18 protein-coding genes are annotated in these 15,568 nt (G+C 49.0%); 11 read left to right on the top strand and 7 right to left on the bottom strand.

The window, feature by feature from the left end; all coding sequences use genetic code 11:
* Window positions 1-222 precede the first annotated feature (222 nt).
* From GW590_RS20950 to GW590_RS20975, 6 genes are all read left to right on the top strand, one after another.
* Window positions 223-1,530, top strand: coding sequence for an LLM class flavin-dependent oxidoreductase (locus tag GW590_RS20950; protein ID WP_169405025.1), 1,308 nt, complete (start codon window positions 223-225; stop codon window positions 1,528-1,530).
* Between the two features lie 141 nt (window positions 1,531-1,671).
* Window positions 1,672-2,061, top strand: a complete 390-nt coding sequence (locus GW590_RS20955; RefSeq protein ID WP_169405026.1) for a type II toxin-antitoxin system RelE/ParE family toxin — start codon at window positions 1,672-1,674, stop codon at window positions 2,059-2,061.
* The gene (locus tag GW590_RS20960; protein ID WP_169405027.1) at window positions 2,054-2,377 is read left to right on the top strand and encodes a helix-turn-helix domain-containing protein; all 324 of its coding nucleotides are present in this window, start codon (window positions 2,054-2,056) and stop codon (window positions 2,375-2,377) included. Before GW590_RS20955 ends, GW590_RS20960 begins: the two co-directional genes overlap by 8 nt.
* Window positions 2,378-2,670: 293 nt before the next feature.
* Entirely contained in the window at window positions 2,671-2,904 is a 234-nt protein-coding gene (gene pptA / locus GW590_RS20965) for a tautomerase PptA (RefSeq protein WP_169405028.1), read from the top strand.
* A 41-nt stretch (window positions 2,905-2,945) separates the two neighbouring features.
* Entirely contained in the window at window positions 2,946-3,539 is a 594-nt protein-coding gene (locus GW590_RS20970; RefSeq protein ID WP_169405029.1) for a flavin reductase family protein, read from the top strand.
* Between the two features lie 478 nt (window positions 3,540-4,017).
* Window positions 4,018-5,640 (top strand): methyl-accepting chemotaxis protein, encoded by a 1,623-nt coding sequence (locus tag GW590_RS20975; RefSeq protein WP_169405030.1) that lies wholly within the window; start codon window positions 4,018-4,020, stop codon window positions 5,638-5,640.
* A gap of 69 nt (window positions 5,641-5,709) precedes the next feature.
* Here GW590_RS20975 and GW590_RS20980 read toward each other — a convergent pair whose 3' ends face one another.
* Window positions 5,710-6,081, bottom strand: coding sequence for a hypothetical protein (locus GW590_RS20980; protein ID WP_169405031.1), 372 nt, complete (start codon window positions 6,079-6,081; stop codon window positions 5,710-5,712).
* A gap of 52 nt (window positions 6,082-6,133) precedes the next feature.
* On the opposite strand from GW590_RS20980, the gene GW590_RS24485 reads away from it, so the two are divergent.
* Entirely contained in the window at window positions 6,134-6,262 is a 129-nt protein-coding gene (locus GW590_RS24485) for a hypothetical protein (RefSeq protein WP_268952821.1), read from the top strand.
* A gap of 478 nt (window positions 6,263-6,740) precedes the next feature.
* Window positions 6,741-7,646, top strand: coding sequence for a LysR family transcriptional regulator (locus tag GW590_RS20985; protein WP_169405032.1), 906 nt, complete (start codon window positions 6,741-6,743; stop codon window positions 7,644-7,646).
* A 72-nt stretch (window positions 7,647-7,718) separates the two neighbouring features.
* Here the strand turns inward: GW590_RS20985 and GW590_RS20990 are convergent, their stop codons facing one another.
* Both GW590_RS20990 and fucP read right to left on the bottom strand, forming a co-directional pair.
* Window positions 7,719-8,498 carry an L-threonylcarbamoyladenylate synthase gene (locus GW590_RS20990; protein WP_169405033.1) on the bottom strand — a complete coding sequence of 260 codons (780 nt, stop codon included), beginning with the start codon at window positions 8,496-8,498 and terminating at the stop codon, window positions 7,719-7,721.
* A gap of 196 nt (window positions 8,499-8,694) precedes the next feature.
* The gene (gene fucP / locus GW590_RS20995) at window positions 8,695-9,942 is read right to left on the bottom strand and encodes an L-fucose:H+ symporter permease (RefSeq protein WP_169405034.1); all 1,248 of its coding nucleotides are present in this window, start codon (window positions 9,940-9,942) and stop codon (window positions 8,695-8,697) included.
* 333 nt (window positions 9,943-10,275) lie between these two features.
* Here fucP and GW590_RS21000 point away from each other — a divergent pair, with 333 nt between their 5' ends.
* The gene (locus GW590_RS21000) at window positions 10,276-11,094 is read left to right on the top strand and encodes a Cof-type HAD-IIB family hydrolase (RefSeq protein WP_169405035.1); all 819 of its coding nucleotides are present in this window, start codon (window positions 10,276-10,278) and stop codon (window positions 11,092-11,094) included.
* A 43-nt stretch (window positions 11,095-11,137) separates the two neighbouring features.
* Here GW590_RS21000 and ampC read toward each other — a convergent pair whose 3' ends face one another.
* Window positions 11,138-12,295: a class C beta-lactamase gene (gene ampC, locus GW590_RS21005; RefSeq protein ID WP_169405036.1), complete on the bottom strand. Its 1,158-nt coding sequence runs from the start codon at window positions 12,293-12,295 to the stop codon at window positions 11,138-11,140.
* A gap of 31 nt (window positions 12,296-12,326) precedes the next feature.
* On the bottom strand, window positions 12,327-12,776 hold the full coding sequence (mntR, locus tag GW590_RS21010) for a manganese-binding transcriptional regulator MntR (RefSeq protein ID WP_169405037.1): 450 nt from the start codon (window positions 12,774-12,776) through the stop codon (window positions 12,327-12,329).
* 191 nt (window positions 12,777-12,967) lie between these two features.
* On the opposite strand from mntR, the gene mntS reads away from it, so the two are divergent.
* A complete protein-coding gene (gene mntS / locus GW590_RS21015; RefSeq protein WP_169405038.1) occupies window positions 12,968-13,165 on the top strand; it encodes a manganase accumulation protein MntS in 198 nt (65 codons plus the stop codon).
* Here the strand turns inward: mntS and GW590_RS21020 are convergent.
* Window positions 13,149-13,778, bottom strand: a complete 630-nt coding sequence (locus GW590_RS21020) for a DUF3313 domain-containing protein (RefSeq protein ID WP_235956005.1) — start codon at window positions 13,776-13,778, stop codon at window positions 13,149-13,151. The genes mntS and GW590_RS21020 overlap by 17 nt on opposite strands.
* 308 nt (window positions 13,779-14,086) lie before the next feature.
* Between GW590_RS21020 and GW590_RS21025 the strand changes: the two genes are divergently transcribed.
* A complete protein-coding gene (locus GW590_RS21025) occupies window positions 14,087-14,710 on the top strand; it encodes a TetR/AcrR family transcriptional regulator (protein ID WP_169405040.1) in 624 nt (207 codons plus the stop codon).
* 23 nt (window positions 14,711-14,733) lie between these two features.
* On the opposite strand, the gene GW590_RS21030 is transcribed toward GW590_RS21025, so the two are convergent.
* The gene (locus GW590_RS21030; RefSeq protein ID WP_169405041.1) at window positions 14,734-15,468 is read right to left on the bottom strand and encodes a pirin family protein; all 735 of its coding nucleotides are present in this window, start codon (window positions 15,466-15,468) and stop codon (window positions 14,734-14,736) included.
* Between the last annotated feature and the right edge of the window lie 100 nt (window positions 15,469-15,568).

Genomic DNA, 15,568 nt, shown 5'->3' on the forward strand with positions numbered 1-15,568 from the left:
CGTTAGTGATCCATTTATACAATAAAAATCAATGGGTAATATTTATCAGCAAGATGCCGGGTTTAATCAATTGAGATAGCTATTAGCATAAGGTAGACAGGTTACTACAGTGCCAACTATCAACTCGCCGCTACACCATCATTTTCTGTTCATCCTGTGTGCGCTAGTGAATAAATATATTCCTCCTCTTGCCCGTCATTACAATAAAAAATAAGGAAAACCATGCCCAACACCGCAAACACCGGCCGGAAATTACGCCTTGGACTTTTTGTACAACCCCTCGGTCATCATATTAGTGGCTGGCGATTAACTCAGCGACTTGGCTCGCCAACGGATATTGACTGGTTGATTGCCATTGCCAAAAAGGCCGAAGAGGGCATGTTTGATATGTTCTTTGTTGGCGACGCGCTGGCCACCAATGTGCATCGTCTACCCTCGACCATGGCGCGGCTGGAGCCGCTTACCTTATTGGCGGCGCTGGCGGTCAATACCCGGCATATCGGTCTGGCAGCGACGGCCTCTACCACCTTTAGCGATCCCTTTACCCTGGCGCGCAGTTTTTCCTCCCTGGATCATATCAGCCGTGGCCGCGCGGCATGGAATGTTGTGACCTCATTTTCTACCGATGTAGCGCGCAATTTCAGTCGTGATGATATGCCCGATCATGCAGAGCGCTATGGCAAAGCGCATGAATTTTTGCAGGTGGCATTTAAACTGTGGGAAGGGTGGCAGCAAGGGGCGGTGATCGCTAATCGCGAAAGTGGCCAGTATTTTATTGATGAAAAAATTAATGCCATTAATCATCAGGGTGAACACTATCAGGTGCAAGGTCCGCTCAATATCAGTCGTTCGCCACAGGGCAGACCGGTGATTATTGAAGCCGGATCGTCATCAGATGGGCAGCAGTTGGCGGCGGCGACTGCCGAAGTAGTATTTACTGCTGCCGCCAGCCTGGAAGAGGCGCAAACCTTTTATCAGCGGCAGAAACAGCAGGTAAAAGATGCCGGACGCAATCCGCAGCACCTGTTAATTTTACCCGGCGTGATGCCCATTGTCGGCCGCACCCGCGAAGAAGCGCAGGAAACCTGGAAGCAACTGAATCTGCTGGTTGATATTGATAACGGCATCAAGCAGCTTTCGGCGCGCTTTGGTATGGATTTAAGCCAATATCCGCTGGATGGGCCAGTGCCTTCCGCGCCGATAGGTGAAGGTGGGCAGAGCCGCGTCAAGTTGCTTACCGATCTGGCCGAGCGGGAAAATCTCAGCCTGCGCGAACTGGCGGCTATTGCTGCCGGTTCCCGTGGGCACCGTGTGGTGGTGGGTAACGCGGTGGATATTGCCGATGATTTTCAGCTGTGGCTTGAGCAAGGCGCTGCCGACGGTTTCAATATTATGCCAGCGATTATTCCCGAGCAGTTGGAGCTGTTTATTGAGCTGGTGATCCCGGAACTCAGAACGCGCGGCCTGTTCCGCGAACGCTATGAGTATGCGACGTTACGTGAAAATCTCGGCTTACCGCCGATCGCCTGAAGCTATAAATATGATTATTATTTTATCTGAGCCTGTGCAATAAACCCGGTCATTGCCACTTTTTCTAGTGGGTGAATATTGCACAAATCCGTAATCATGACTATAGTAAAGATTACGGATTTGTGCGAGGCGCAGGGATTAATGGATATTTATTTAACGCCTGAATTTGAGGATGAGCGTAAAAAGGCGCGCATAAGTGATAAAATTTTGTGCAAGGCGGCGAAGGCTATACAGTCTGGGCTTACTGGTGATCAATTAGGGAAGTTTACATTCAAAAAACGTCTGGCGTTACCTGCGATGAGTCCGCGAGATGGTGCTCGTTCCATTATATTTTTCAACAATGGAACAGATGTTTACTTTTTTGATATGTACCTGAAAAGTGAGCTATCAAAGAAGAAGGGTAAAGAACTTGAAGATGATGAAATCGAAGCATATTGCTTGCTAGCCCCCCAATTTCTTTACATGTCGAAAGAAAAGAAACAAAACTTGTTGAAAAAGAAAGAACTGATAGAGGTAACATGCGATGAGTGAGCGTCTGAAACGTATACAAGGTATGGCACAACGCTATAACAAATTGGGCGTAGTTGATGACGAAACTGTCTTTGCAATAGACGCTGCGGTTGATGCCCGCAGTATCCCTAAAGTTCGTCCCATGACCGGCAGTCAAATCAGGGAAGTGCGCGCGCGTTATAAAATGTCTCAGTCGGCTCTTGCCCTTACTACCGGTATGTCAGTGGAAAGTGTATCCAAATGGGAACGTGATGAAAGTAAACCTAATCAGGCTGCACTGCGTATCATCAATGTAATTGAAGATAAAGGCCTGGAAGTGTTTTTGGCTGCAATGTAACTGCAGTGAAAAAATTTTAAGCAGAAGGTTATACAAGCCCCGTCCTGGGGCTTTTGATTTTAGAGCCGACTACGCCAGACAATTAATGTTTTTTTCACTTGCTGTGCTGAAAAATGGCCACAAAATCCGCCCGAATCACTCTGCTCATCGAAAAAGCCCGTCGACAGTTTATGCTAACAATTTCTAACAGATATCCGAGAGTTAACGCTTTTTTTGCCCATTTAAATGCTGTACAAATTATTGCTATCGCCACTTAGATGGCAGCAAAACATTTGACTACAGCGGAGTAGAGTATGCCACACGTTGATCTGAAATTTATAACCCGTAATTTGACTGCCGACCAGCAACAGGCGATTTCAGATGATCTTATCGCGGTGCTGAAAAAGCATTTTAATAGCAGCGACGATTCGGTCTCGATCATGATGCATGAAATTCCGGCCGACGATTGGAAAAGTGAAGTTTATCAGCCAATTATCCAGGCCAATATGAATAGTCTGGTGAAAAAACCCGGCTATACCATGGACTAATGGTTCCACCCAATACTGCCCGGTAAGTCACAAGGAACCTTATGAGCGATTCTATTGTTGCGGTGCCGTTAGACAAGGCTTACCGCTTGCTTAATCATGGACCCACGGTGTTGGTTTCAGCCCGCTATAACGGCGTCGATAATGTGATGGCGGCAGCATGGTGCTGTGCACTGGATTTCTCACCGCCCAAATTGACCCTGGTACTGGATAAAATCGCCAAAACCCGGGAATTGATTGAAAAAAGTGAACGGTTTGTGATTCAGATCCCGACGGTAGCCTTGGCTGAGATGACCTATCAGTTGGGCAGCGAAAGTCTGTATCAGTATGCTGATAAGCTGCAGCGGGCAGGAGTTGAGTTATTGGCAATGGAAGGCGAGGATTTGCCTTTTGTCAGCGGCTGCTCAGCCTGGTTGTCGTGCCGACTGATCCCTGAGCCGCACAACCAGCAAACTCACGATCTGTTTATCGCCGAGGTCACCGCAGCCTGGGCCGATAGCCGAGTATTTAAACAGGGACATTGGCAGTTTGATCAGGCTGACCCGGCACTGCGCAGTTTGCATTATGTGGCGGGTGGCCATTTCTATGCCATTGGTCACGAAGTGATTGTTAACGACAACGCCGCAAGTATTGACTAAAACCAGGAGGTTAATTACCTCCTTGAGTTTGATGACAAAGTCGTCTTGATGATCGAGATACTCGGGCATAGCACACCCAGGGGCGCTCCGGCGGGCAAGCCGCTACGACCCCAACGGTGCACTCTCCCTAATAACGGACTTTGTCAGCAGTCTGCAGGAGGTTAATTACCCCCTTTCCCCGCAAGAAAAAACCAATTATGTGACCCCCTTAGCATAATCGTCGCTATTTTCTAAAGCTTTAGCCCGCTTAGCCGATATCTGTTACTGCAATTACTTCATTTTATTCAAATTTATCATCTCGCTTATTGCCTGGTAAATGCATCGCTGCGCGGAATTATGTTAGTTCTGTTACATGGATGATTGCAGTTTACCGACGATGACACTCGGTGACCGAAGATGAAATGAAGGCAAATTCAACCTTGGTTTTACATCTTGCAGCACTTGAGAGTTTTCCACACTTCCAGAAGGAATAGTAAGAATGGCAGCGATTAAGAATATGAGGGTAGGCGTCCGCATGGGTGCGGCGTTTGGTTTGGTGATCGTGCTTTTAGTGATCGTCAGCCTGACTGCCATTACCAAGATCCATAATATTAACAACGCGATTGATCAGATTGTTAATGATCGCTATTTGAAGGTCAGGCTAGCCTTTGATGTGCGTGACGGGGTGAACGATCAAATCAAATTTTCGCGCGGTATTGTGCTTGATATCACCAGGCCCGATCTGAATGCCCAGCGTCTTTTAGACCTGGCAACCGCCACTGAAAAAACCCACAAAATTTTAGAGCATATTGCCGCTATCCAAACATCTGAAGATGGCAAAAGCAAAATTCAGGCAATGCAAGACGCCAGTGTTGCCTTTGATAAGGCGCGAGAAGAGTTGCTGTCACTGGTAAAAGCTGGGAACACTGATGGGGCACAAAACTATGTGCTGCGTTCACTCACCGCGTCACAGAATGCCTATCTGAATTTGGCAACTGAATTTGCCAAATCTCAGGAACAGCAACTCCAGTCAGAAGGCGATGCAGCTCTGCAAGCAGGCTCTCTGGCCATCTCTGTCACCCTGGTGTTCTCATTGCTGGCGATGGCAGTAGCAATTATTCTTGGTATTTTCCTGACTCGTTCGATTGTGCGTCCATTAAGCAAAGCGGTGCAGATTGCTGAAAGCGTGGCGGCAGGGGATCTGAGAAGCGATATTCAGGTGACCTCCAACGATGAGACCGGACAATTGATGCATGCGCTGAAGAACATGAACAGCAACCTGCTAAGAATTGTGACTGAAGTTCGCGCCGGAACCGATACCATTTCAACAGCGTCTGGCGAGATCAGCGCCGGTAACCTGGATCTATCCTCCCGCACCGAACAGCAGGCCAGCTCGTTGCAGGAAACCGCCTCAGCAATGGAAGAGATCACCGCAACGGTGAAACAAAACGCTGATAATGCCCGTCAGGCCAATCAGCTTTCAGCATCGGCATCTCGCGTGGCAATTCAAGGTGGTCAGGTGGTCAGCGAAGTGGTGAATACCATGGACGCGATCAACAGTTCATCACGTAAAATTGTTGATATTATCGCCGTTATTGATGGTATTGCTTTCCAGACCAATATTCTGGCGCTGAATGCGGCTGTTGAAGCTGCACGCGCCGGTGAGCAGGGTCGTGGTTTTGCCGTGGTAGCCTCTGAAGTGCGTAGCCTGGCGCAGCGTTCTGCCTCTGCCGCCAAAGAAATTAAGATGTTGATTGAAGACTCGGTCTCGAAAGTAGACGAGGGCAGTAATCTGGTGGCCAAAGCCGGTTTGACCATGGAAGAAGTGGTATCCAGCGTCAAGAGCGTGACGGATATCATGGCCGAGATTTCCATTGCCAGCACCGAACAAAGTTCCGGTATTGATGAGATCAATATGGCAATCACACAAATGGATGCCGTAACGCAGCAAAACGCCGCGTTGGTGCAACAGGCTGCCTCTGCTGCCCAGTCTCTTGAGGAGCAGGCGGTTCGTTTGTCTGAAGCCATGGCGATTTTCAAAGTCGATAACTCTGCTGCCAATAGCCTGGCGCAACCGGCGTTGAGAAATAACGCTCCTTATGCCTTGCTGGATCAGTACTAAGTTGCCTTTCTAATCTGCATCATTGCGGGAGCCAAAACTGGCTCCCGTTTTTTTATCCAACCATGCGCCTCACTGGCTGCGTTGCTTAAAGCACCTGCCGTTGTTGCATACCGTTAAGGCGTGCAAAATGCTTTGACGAATCTGGGCGACTCGGGTTGACAGAGTGTTGATTTGACCCAATGACACCCGGGTTTGATTCAATAAATCATTAAGCGTATTAATTAAGGTATGCTGTTCAACGGTGCGATTTAATTGATTTAAGCGCTGCTGCAATTGGCACCTTAAATAAGTCAATTGATGATTAAGTCGGAAAATATCACTTCCCCGTGAAATAAGTTCTGCAAGATAATCATTAAGTCTTTGATTATTTCTTTGTTGAATGGCTATATCCACCATGCGGTTGATTTGCGTCACTCTTTCACTTTGCGCAATAATTGCCACGACGTTACTGTTTATTTCTTTTACGATACTTATTGTCTCTTGAGCAAACGGATTGCGGGTACTGGTGATCGGCGGTGGCAGCGGCGATGCACTGCTATTGGCTCTGGTGGTGGTACTGCTGACCGGTGATGCGGACTGGCTGGCGACTGGTGGCGACGCAGCAGGGAATAACCGGTTATAAGCGGCACCCTGCGGGTTGATATGTCGCAAAATGGGCACAAACTCTAAAATTCCGCCAAGCAATAAGCGCCTGAAAAAGGAGTCACCACTGGTAAGGCCATTAAGGGCACCTCTTTTACAGCGTTGGCCGCGTGGGGCGATTTCACTGGTATAAGTAATGCTGCTTTTTTTTATTTCGTTAATGGCTTGCTGATTGCTTTTATCCGCCATCGCCCCAGTGTAAGCGGGGATGCTTTTTGCTGACAAATTAGCTGATGGAATATTATTCATCCTGGCCCTTTTCTGGTGTTTAAACCTTCACCTTAGGGTGAAAATAAAAGTCAATGATTGGAAATAACATAAATAAATATAAGAAAAAATTTATAGTCCGGCTATACACCTTGGGTTATTTTTTAGCGAAATAAGTTCCAGCCGACTTGCGCAGTCCGGTAGCAACTATGTTATTTTAGTGCCTGCCTTGGCTACCCACAGACCAAAATATGGACAATATTGAAAACCTGACGGCGATGGTGGTTTTTGCCCGCGTCGTTGAGACCCTGAGTTTTACCGAGGCTGCAAAAACGTTGCGATTGTCAAAATCGTCGGTCAGCCGTGAGATCGCCAATCTTGAAGTTCGTCTCGGCGCGCAACTGTTAACCCGCACCACGCGCAAGATAGCGGTGACCGAAGTTGGTATAAGTTACTACCAATACTGCAATCGCATCCTGCATGAGATCCAGGGGGCCGAGCATTTTATTCGTCATTTTCATGAAGAGCCAATGGGTAATCTGCGCATGATTGCCCCTGTTACCTTTGGCTGTCAGTGCATTGTGCCGATACTCAACAGTTTTATTGCGCAAAATATTCACGTCAATGTCGATCTCGATCTTACCGATCGCGCGGTTAATATGAGCGATGAACCTTACGATATTGCCATTGCCATCACTCGCGCCAAACCCGAACATGGCCAGGTCAAAGCCCTTATTCCCATCACCTGGGGTTTATATGCTGCCCCGCATTATGTGGCGCAACTGCCTACTATCAGCAAGCCAGAGGATCTGCCTCGCCATAATTACATTCTGTTTCGCGGCCCGGCCCACACCATTTCATTGCCTTTTTATAAAGACAAACAAAAAATGGATATTGATGTGCGCAGCCGTTTTCGCGTCAATAACAGCGTGGCGCTAATGAGTTCAGCGATTGCCGGTGGCGGTATTGCCTATTTGCCTGACTATATTGCGCAAGAATCGGTCAGTGAAGGCAAACTGCTGCGCTTATTGCCGCAATGGGAGATGGATACTTACCATTCCTGGGTGTTGTTTAAAGCGGAAAATATGCTATCAGCGCGGGTCAGATTGTTTGTGGACGATTTGGAAAAGAGACTGCGGCAGAAATATCCGGGTTGATTTGCAGAGAGCCGGTGGGGAGGTTATGGCAGTATCAAAGTAACGGGTGCCATTGGCACCCGTTGACAGGACTTAGTAGTAGTTGCCCTGACGGTAATCCCAGGTCAGGAAGATATCAGACATCATTGACATGATCTTATCGACATCCAGACCTTTGCGGATCAGCATTGGGCAAGGGGTGACATTGCGCTGGCCTTTCTGCTCTGGCACCAGTTTGCCGTTTTCATCAACCATTGACACCATAACGCCTTGTTCATAGCGGGTTTTCTCGCTTTCGTTTGGCTGAATGGAGGTCACATATTCGTTGGCTTCGATAATCAGGTCGGCACGTTGTTCGATACGTTCGCCGATGCCTTCTACTTTACCGCGGTTACCTTTACCTGATGGGTTGGCAGAGCTGGCAAAGGAGAATTTGCCGTGGTTTTCCCACAGTTCTTTGGCCAGGATCTCACCCGGCTTACCGAATTTGATCACAAAACAGCTGGTATCGCGTTTGTCCATCATCATGGTTTTGGAGCCATCATCCGGAATACGCGCTTTAGCTTCTTCTTGCCATGGCAGAATACAGCCCAACAGCACATCTTTATCCCAGTGTTGTTGATACAGGGCTTCAATTTCCGGGTTCAGTTGCGCCAGTTGTTTCAGCTGTTCCATGGAACCACACAGCACTACGCCAGGTTTATTGCGGTTGCGCTCTTTGGCTTCAAATTTACGATCCAGTCCTTTAGCATCTGAGGTCATGATGATATAGCCAACTTTAGTCGGGCAGACGATCATACCGCCATCTTTTGACAGGATCTCTACTGCTTCTGGCTGTAAGGCACCATTCCATTGAATTTTTTTATCAGTCATGTTCATACCTTTTACTTGCTCGTGTTGGGGACATTCGGGGTTACCGAATCAGTGAACCCATCCTACCAATTTTTGGCGAAACCGCGAGTATACAGCGTCACATTCTGTGATTGTTTCACTGTGGCAACAATAGGTGCATTAAGCCGATGAAAACAACCATGGCAGCCCCTGTGTAATAAAGGAGCTGCCATGTCGGTCAGTGGGCAGGCCGGTAGCCCTGGCAGCCATACCAGGCGATATACAGATAGCAAACCAGCGGCACCACAAAGGAGGCCAGCAGTGAAAGATGGTCAGCAACCAGAGCCTGAACGATCGGCACCAGCGCACCGCCAACAATCCCCATACAAAGCACCCCCGAGGCACGCCCCGTCATCACGCCCAGCTTATTGAGTGCCAGCGAGAAAATGGTCGGGAACATAATCGAGTTAAACAGACCGATGGCTAAAATCGCCCACATACTAAAGCGGTTATGGACCGCAATGGCTAAGGCGATCAGCAGTACTACCATCAGGGCATTGATTGCCAGCAAACGGTTAGCCTTGATTTTGGTCATTAGCACGCTGCCAATAAAACGACCTACCATCGCGCCACCCCAGTACAGCGACAGCTTTTGGCTGGCGTCAATTGCCGACAGCGCGGCGATATCCGGGCGTTCAAGCAGACTGATTAGATAGCTGCCAATGGAAACCTCGGCCCCGACGTAGGCAAAGATGCCGATCACGCCATACACCAGGTGTTTTTTCTGCCACAGACTGTGATCCTTACCGTCCTGGATTTGCTCGGTTTCATTACTTAATACCGGCAGCTTACTGAATTTGATTACCAGGGCAATCAGGATCAACGCGGCGGTCAGCAGCAGATAGGGCATTTGCACGGAAGCCGATTCGGCGGCGTAGTAATGCGAAAGTGCATCTCCCTGCAGTTGCTTAATCTGATCGGCACCCAGTACGGCGGCAGAGAGGATAAACATCCCGCCCAGCACCGGACCAACGGTGGTGCCCAGCGAGTTAAAGGCTTGAGTCAGGTTCAGGCGGCTGGCGGCGGTATCGGCAGTGCCAAGGGAGTTAACGTAAGGATTGGCGGCAACCTGCAGCAGGGTCAAACCAGAAGCCAGAATAAACAGTGACAAAAGAAATAGCGGATAGGAGCGCAGTGCGGCGGCAGGATAGAACAGCGCGCAGCCGACGGCCGCCACCAGCAGGCCGAGGATGATACCGGTTTTATAACCCAGTTTGCTGACTACTTTCCCTGCCGGATAGGACATCACAAAATAGGCAAAAAAGAAGCTGAACTGGACCAGCGATGCCTGCACATAACTTAATGCAAAAAGGGATTTAAGATGGGGAACCAGGATATCGTTGAGAGAGGTGATCAGCCCCCACATAAAAAATAGCGCCGTTAATAGCGCCAATGGCCCTTTGTAACTTATTGATTTTTCTTTCATGCCTCTTCCTGTTGCTTATCACCGTCAGATTATCCACCTGGAGGGTGTCTCTGACTGAAAATAACGTGCCGGTTAATGATCCGGGCCTGTTATCAAACCCTGGTAATGTGCTGATGTGATCTGGAACACATTTTTGCGTGCGGAAGATTACACTAACTTCACATGAAGACAAGTCTGTACACTGTTTCATAACATTTTTGTCGTTGTCTTAGCGTGACAATTAAAAATGAGAATCGATTAGATGATCATTCCTGCATTTGATAAAATAACGGGTTAAGTACGGGGGATATCCGCCGTTATCACTATTGACCCTTGACTGATCATGGACTCTTCATGCCAATAAAATTGTTTGCTGTAGATATGGACGGGACATTTCTTACTGACGATAAGCGCTACGACAAGGCGCGTTTTCTGGAGCAATATGCTCTGTTGAAACAGCGAGGGATCCGTTTTGTGGTCGCCAGTGGCAATCAGTATTATCAATTGCTGCACTACTTTCCCGAGATCCACCAGGAAATTGCCTTTGTGGCGGAGAATGGTGCTTATGTGGTGGATGCCGGGCAAGAAATCCATTGCGGCCAGTTCTCTGAACAGCAGGTCGCACGCATTCTGGCGGTTATAACCGGCATACCTGATATCAATCTGGTGGTTTGTGCCAAAAACAGCGCCTATGCGTTAACCGCCATGCCGCAGGCAGTGATCGACAAAATGTCCAATCATTACCGTCGATTACAACGCATTGAAGATTTCAATGCCATTGACGACACTATCTTCAAATTCTCGCTGAATATGGAAAACCACCGGATTGCCGATCTGGTGCAGAAACTCGATGAGCAACTGGGGGATATCGTCAAGCCGGTTTCCAGCGGTTTTGGCTTTATGGATTTGATTGTTCCTGGCTTACATAAAGCCAATGGCATCAGATTACTGCAATCCCGCTGGGGCATTAGCGACAATCAGGTGGTCGCCCTTGGTGACAGCGATAACGATATTGAAATGTTACAGCACGCCGGGTTCGGGTTTGCCATGGCCAATGCTAGCCCGCAGGTAGTTGCGGCTGCCGGTTACCGGACAACAAGCAATAATGAACAGGGCGTGCTCAACGTTATCGATCAGTTGCTGGCTGGCAAGCCACCTTTTGATGCTGCTTGAGAGTGACTCGCCAGGAGTATGTCGAGCATACTCCTGGCAGGGATTACTCCATGGGTTTGAGCTGCGGATCCACCAACGCGAGAATATCGTAGGCCGCCTTGACGCGGGCGATATTGGGATAAGACTTATTGGCCAAAATAACAATAGCCATCTTTTTGGCGGGCACAAACAACACGTAGCATGAAAAACCATCGGTAGAACCGGTTTTATTGTACATTGCCCACTGCTGCGGCGCTTGCGGTGGGGTAAGGAGTCTTGCCGCATGACTTTCAAAAATTATCCGCGGGCTGTTGTTATTGGTCAGCGTTGATAACGGCGTCGGGTACGGATAGCTTTCCCACATAATGTCCTGCACAAACTGGTTTACCTGGTAATACCCGGTATGGGTGGCATTCACCGCCCGCTGCCATTTTGCGTCGATAGGCACAGCCTGCATATTAATATTCAGAAAACGGATCAGATCCGTGGCACTGGATTTTAACCCATAGGCCTCGGCATCCACTATGCCTGGGCTGACTCGTACCGGTTGATCCTTGCGGTTGTAGCCCTGAGCATAACTGTCCATTTTCTCTTTTGGCACTTGCAGATAAGTGTTGCTCATGCCAAGCGCCGGTAACATGCGCTGTTGCATGGCGTCGTTGAAAGACTGTCCCAAACTTTTGGCGGTGGCCAATCCCAACAGGCCGGTGCCCATATTAGAATAGATACGTTGGTTGCCCGCCGGTAACACCGGTTGCCATTGCTGATACCAGACCATCAGTTGTTCATCCGTCGTCACCCCCTCAGGTTCAAATAACGGCAGTCCAGAGGTATGCGTGGCCAGATGCAACAGGCTGATATTGTCAAATGCCGTGCCTTGCAATGAGGGAAAATATTTGCTCGCTGCATCGTCAAAGCTGAGTTTGCCTTTACCCTGTGCCCAGGTCGCCAGCGTGCCGGTAAAGGTTTTGCTTAACGAGCCGATTTCAAACAGGGTATCGCGGGTCACCGGTTGCTGGCTCGCTTTTGAGGCGACACCGTAATTATAAAAGTGATCCTCGCCTTCAATACTGACGGCAATCGCCATGCCCGGGATCTGAAACTTGGTCATCAATGGCTGAATGATATCATCGAGTTGTACTTGTTCAACCGGCTTGGCGTAGGCCATCAAGGGTATGAAAAAAGCACAGAGCACAGCGGCAGTAATGTTTTTGACTTTCATTGTGTGATGTCCTTAAAAGCCGAAGCAAAATTTATAATGATTGACTTTGCCGTTGTGTAAAACGGCGGAAAGCTTCGAGCGTTTCTTCACTGACATGGTGTTCTACACCTTCCGCGTCCAGGCGGGCGGTTTCCGGGCTAATGCCGAGGGCGATAAAAAATGCCTCGACCAAATTATGCCGCTCACGATTTTCCAGCGCCAGTTTCTCACCGGCAGGGGTAAGAAAAGTCCCGCGATAGGGAAGCTGGCGTACCAGACCGGCATTGGCCAAACGTTTCAGGGTCTTGGCCACTGTCGGCTGCGAAACTCCGAGCCTTGCTGCCAGTTCAACCTGGCGCGCCTCGCCAAATTCGCGGATCAAATCAGCAATCAGTTCGACGTAATCATCCATTAATTCTCGGCGATGGGCAGCGCGTACTTGCACAAATCCCTGGGCATGTTCTTCTACGTCCAGCAATGGATTTGATTTGTTATTTTTCATAACGCCTGCTTCCTGGTTTCTCAACGATTTTCACCGCTTATACGCATTTTGCGAATTTATGTAGCATTGTAAACCAACTGTGCCGAACCACCAATTTCTGAAAACTTTGCATTGGCTATGGAGTATAGCCTGTGCTATACCTGAGTAATAAAGCAACGTTAAATTTTTTGCAATGCCACACGAGAGAGTTTATGAGCAAAATCCGACGCGTTATGCATCTGTACAGCCATTCGCCGTTTTATTTGCGGCTGATGTTGCTGGAGATGATCGTGGCGCTGTTTCGTGGAAACAAGCCAGCGACCGGGAAAGCTGTGCAAAATATGCCACAGCCTCCACAAAAGCCTGTATCTCGTAGCACACCACACCATCGCTCTAGTGAGCAGGGTTGATCCGCTCCGCCAACTGCTCCGCTCCTTTATCAATTCCGGTTTCAGCGGCGTTTAGCGCGCCCCAACTGGCACCGATATTCAAGGCATTAGGATATTGCTTGCTGACATAGGCTTCGAGAAGCTGCTGCGAGCTTGCATCGAAGATTTCCACGGCATAGCTGACCGAACCGGTAAATGAACCTTGCTTGCCGCGGATTGACTGCACGACATTGTAAGGACCCCCCGCCAGATCAAAGCGGGTAAAGGTACCCAGTACCGGGGTAGTGGTTTCCGCACCCGTTAATGTCAGCCTTATTCTTAGCGTGCCCGCACTGACCTGATGAACGATCTGGTAACGTTCGGCAAGGGTTTGAGAGAATTGTTTTTGCATATAAGCGGCCAGTTCTTGCTGCTGCTCAGTGGTGACGTCGCCAAACTGATTATCTGCGCCGTGGTAAATGACAACCGGTTCAATGATCACCCGCGAATATTCACGCCATGCCGGACGTGCGGAGTAGAAATAGGGCATATGCCCCGCGTCATTTTGCGCGTTGGGTTGTAGCCGTGGAGAGGACGAAATTCCGCTATAGGGGACCGGTTGCGTCCCTGCGCAAGCCTGCAGCCCCATAGCCATCAAAACGATCCCTGCCTGAAAAAACCTGGTGTTTTTGCACATTTGCTGAACCTTAAATTGAAGGAAGAAAAACGCTTTTAAATAAACCGTACAGTACGGTACATTTATGTGCGATCTTTATTCTCTTGTCAATAAAATGTACAACCCGGTATGGTTATCACTGTAAGGCGTCGATTTTATTTGCCGGTTTTACGCGTTCTGCTTTGGTTTACAATACGGACAGCGGGCGCTAGAGTTAACTGAACCGTACATTACAGTTATCCTTTGCATGTGCAGAAAAGCTGGGCGGTTTATTTGCAGGAGTCAAAATGAAAGTCCGTAGCGAAGCGCGTAGATCCGCCATTATTGCCACCGCCGCCGAACTCTTTAAGGAGGCGGGGTATGAACGTGCGTCGATGAATGAACTGGCGAAGCGTTTAGGGGGATCTAAAGCCACCCTGTACAATTACTTCTCCTCAAAAGAAGAACTGCTGGTAGCAGTGGTACAGGCTTATGCCACCGGCCATTTAGCCGAAGCCATGACCTCTTTGACCACAGAACAGCAGAATGAAGACCTGAAAACGGTATTGCTGCGCTTTGGTGAAAGCATGTTGGTAGTGCTAACCAATGACGGTGAAGCCTTGTCCATTTATCGCATGATTATTGCCGAAGCCAGCCATTCTGATGTCGGCATGTTGTTTTATCGTTCCGGCCCCAGTCAATGTATCGAGGCACTGGCGAAATTACTGGCCCAGGCGATGACGCGGGGAGAAATTGCCGATGCCGATCCGCAGTTGAGAGCGCTACAGTTTTTATCTTTGCTGACTGCGGAAACGGAACTTCGTCTCTATCAACGCCAACCGCAACCCCTTGAACGCCATCAAATTCGGCAACTGGTCAATAACGCCGTCGAGATGTTTATGGCCGGGGCATTGGTCGGCATCGTGAAATAACGTGTTCGCCATGCCGAAACCGATTACAAACCACTGACAGTGCCATCCGTCACCACATTAGCCGCCAGATCGACGCAAAAACAGAGCAGGGTGCTGTTACCCGTCGAGGTTACAACCGGCAGGGCAAGGTTTTCACTGGCTATTGCATCCCCCTTGTAGAGCACATGGCCACCGATGGCGACCTCACCATCCATCACATACAGCCATTGGGCCAATCCTTCTTGCTGCGGTACCGGGCTCTGGCTTTGGTGATCCAGGCGGATATCGTAAATAAACAGCTGTTGGCGAATTTCCAGCGGTGCCGACTGTCCCTCGGGACCGGCCAGCAGTGTCCATTGATTGGTTGCTATCCCCTCAGGACGGCTTACAAACTGGATACGGGCAGGCAAATCGGCTTGTCCGGGGCGAATATATATCTGCAACACTTCTGCCGGCACAATCGGCGTTGACTCTTGATGCCAAAAACTTTGTCCGGCGTTAATCATCATCAGTTTCTTTGGCGAAAGCGGAGTCCGTTGACCGTCGGACTCCTCATGCACCATAGAGCCCTGCCAGATATAAGTGAAAATTTCATCATTTCTGTGTTCATGCAGACTGATCTGTGCGCCCACGCCCAGGTTGACATGGTCGATCACACTGAGCGGGCCAAAGGCGTCATTATCGCCTGCGGGCAGGATCTGCCCGGGATGAATACGGCGAATTTTAAACGGGCCATAATCGAAGAGTGACCGCAGATCGGCGCGTAAGACAGTAAACATAATTCCTCCACAGGGGAAATAAACCTGGCTGCGGCTTATTAGTTAACAGCATGTAAGTAGAATAAGGTAAATACCACTTTATTATTAACATAATAGACCG

This window comes from Rouxiella aceris (assembly GCF_012933545.1).
GTDB lineage: Bacteria > Pseudomonadota > Gammaproteobacteria > Enterobacterales > Enterobacteriaceae > Rouxiella > Rouxiella aceris.

Excerpts from the sequence above, each read along its gene's own strand:
- GW590_RS20985 (WP_169405032.1), top strand. The coding sequence starts at position 6,741 with ATGGACAATATTGAAAACCTGACGGCGATGGTGGTTTTTGCCCGCGTC.
- GW590_RS21000 (WP_169405035.1), top strand. The coding sequence starts at position 10,276 with ATGCCAATAAAATTGTTTGCTGTAGATATGGACGGGACATTTCTTACT.
- GW590_RS20960 (WP_169405027.1), top strand. The coding sequence starts at position 2,054 with ATGAGTGAGCGTCTGAAACGTATACAAGGTATGGCACAACGCTATAAC.
- GW590_RS21025 (WP_169405040.1), top strand. The coding sequence starts at position 14,087 with ATGAAAGTCCGTAGCGAAGCGCGTAGATCCGCCATTATTGCCACCGCC.
- GW590_RS20990 (WP_169405033.1), bottom strand. The coding sequence starts at position 8,498 with ATGACTGATAAAAAAATTCAATGGAATGGTGCCTTACAGCCAGAAGCA.
- ampC (WP_169405036.1), bottom strand. The coding sequence starts at position 12,295 with ATGAAAGTCAAAAACATTACTGCCGCTGTGCTCTGTGCTTTTTTCATA.
- GW590_RS20950 (WP_169405025.1), top strand. The coding sequence starts at position 223 with ATGCCCAACACCGCAAACACCGGCCGGAAATTACGCCTTGGACTTTTT.
- GW590_RS21020 (WP_235956005.1), bottom strand. The coding sequence starts at position 13,778 with ATGGCTATGGGGCTGCAGGCTTGCGCAGGGACGCAACCGGTCCCCTAT.
- GW590_RS20975 (WP_169405030.1), top strand. The coding sequence starts at position 4,018 with ATGGCAGCGATTAAGAATATGAGGGTAGGCGTCCGCATGGGTGCGGCG.
- GW590_RS20970 (WP_169405029.1), top strand. The coding sequence starts at position 2,946 with ATGAGCGATTCTATTGTTGCGGTGCCGTTAGACAAGGCTTACCGCTTG.
- GW590_RS20955 (WP_169405026.1), top strand. The coding sequence starts at position 1,672 with ATGGATATTTATTTAACGCCTGAATTTGAGGATGAGCGTAAAAAGGCG.
- GW590_RS21030 (WP_169405041.1), bottom strand. The coding sequence starts at position 15,468 with ATGTTTACTGTCTTACGCGCCGATCTGCGGTCACTCTTCGATTATGGC.
- mntS (WP_169405038.1), top strand. The coding sequence starts at position 12,968 with ATGAGCAAAATCCGACGCGTTATGCATCTGTACAGCCATTCGCCGTTT.
- fucP (WP_169405034.1), bottom strand. The coding sequence starts at position 9,942 with ATGAAAGAAAAATCAATAAGTTACAAAGGGCCATTGGCGCTATTAACG.
- pptA (WP_169405028.1), top strand. The coding sequence starts at position 2,671 with ATGCCACACGTTGATCTGAAATTTATAACCCGTAATTTGACTGCCGAC.
- mntR (WP_169405037.1), bottom strand. The coding sequence starts at position 12,776 with ATGAAAAATAACAAATCAAATCCATTGCTGGACGTAGAAGAACATGCC.